A 1387-nucleotide genomic window follows, 5' to 3' on the forward strand; every position below is an offset into this window, starting at 1 on the left:
GTACGCAGAACCTGCTGCTCGAACAACTCCACCAACGTCGAACCGACGACGGCTTGCGAGGTCTCGTTGACCTGTGCGATGGCCCCGAGATCGGCGGCATCGGCAATCTCGACATCACCCACGGGGCAGGCCGGGTCGGCGACGACCGCGTCGAGAACACGCACGAAGGTGTCGCCGAAACCGGCCACCGTCGAGGCGTCGAACAATGCGGTCGCATAGGTCAGCGTCGCCTCGAGATCCGCTGCGGCACCGTCGGCGTCGCGGGCGTCAGCGACGGTGAGCTGCAGATCGAAGCGGGAGATGTCGGCCGCGGCCGGAACACCGCTGACGGTGAGTCCGGGCAGTTCGAACGTCGCCTGTGCGTTGTTCTGCATGGTGAACATGACCTGGAACAGCGGCGAGTACGCGGTCGACCGCTCCACCTCGAGGAGTTCCAGCATCTGCTCGAACGGCATGTCGGCATGGGTGAACGCCGACAGGTCGACCTCGCGTGCGGCGTCGAGGAGATCAGCGAAACTCGAGTCGGACTCGACAACGGTCCGCAGCACCAGGGTGTTGACGAACATGCCCACCAAGTCGTCGAGAACCTGCTCGCCCCGACCGGCCACCGGCGTACCGATCGCGATGTCGCGTTCGCGCGACAGACGGGACAGCGTCACCGCGAAGGCGGTGTGCAACACCATGAACAAGCTCGCGTTGCGGGCACGGGCGAGGTCGAGCAGACGGGCGTGCCGGTCGGCGTCGATGACGAACGCCAGCTCTGCACCCGCGGCCGACTGCACCGCCGGGCGAGGCCGGTCCATCGGCAGGTCCAGGACCTCCGGCAGACCCGCGAGCTGCCCGCGCCAGTAGTCGGCCTGCTTGCGCGCTAACGATTCCGGATCATCCGGGGTGCCCAGTCGCTGCAACTGCCATAGGGCGTAGTCCGCGTACTGCACTGGCAGCGGCGTCCACTGCGGGGCTGCGTCATCGCGTGATCGTGCGTTGTAGGCCACCATGATGTCGCGTGCCAGCGGCGCGACCGACGCACCGTCGGAGGCGATGTGGTGCATGACGACCATCAGCACGTGCTCGGTCGGCGAGATCTCCACGACGGTGGTCCGCACCGGCGGCGCGGCGGTCACATCGAACCCGCGCATCGCGAATTTTGTGACACGCGAGACTATCTCGCTTTCGGTGACCCGAACCGTCGGCAGGGACAGGTCCACCTCGCCGACCGAACAGATTCGCTGGTACGGGCCTTCCGGACCTGTCGGGTAGACGGTGCGGAGGACCTCATGCCGGGTCACCACATCGGATACCGCGCGCTCAAGAGCGGCAAGGTCCAGCTCGCCCGACAAACGCACCGCCAACGGGATGTTGTAGGCAGCGCTGTCGGTGTCGAACT

The 1387-nt window shown here is 66.6% G+C and carries 1 protein-coding gene; it reads right to left on the reverse strand.

The window, feature by feature from the left end; all coding sequences use genetic code 11:
- Positions 1 to 1346 (reverse strand): condensation domain-containing protein (locus JW364_RS23970; RefSeq protein WP_307814829.1); only part of this gene is annotated, 1346 nt, incomplete at its 3' end.
- Positions 1347 to 1387 lie beyond the last annotated feature (41 nt).

Origin of the sequence: Gordonia sp. BP-119 (genome assembly GCF_016924115.1) — a bacterium.
In the GTDB taxonomy this organism is placed as follows: domain Bacteria; phylum Actinomycetota; class Actinomycetes; order Mycobacteriales; family Mycobacteriaceae; genus Gordonia; species Gordonia hongkongensis.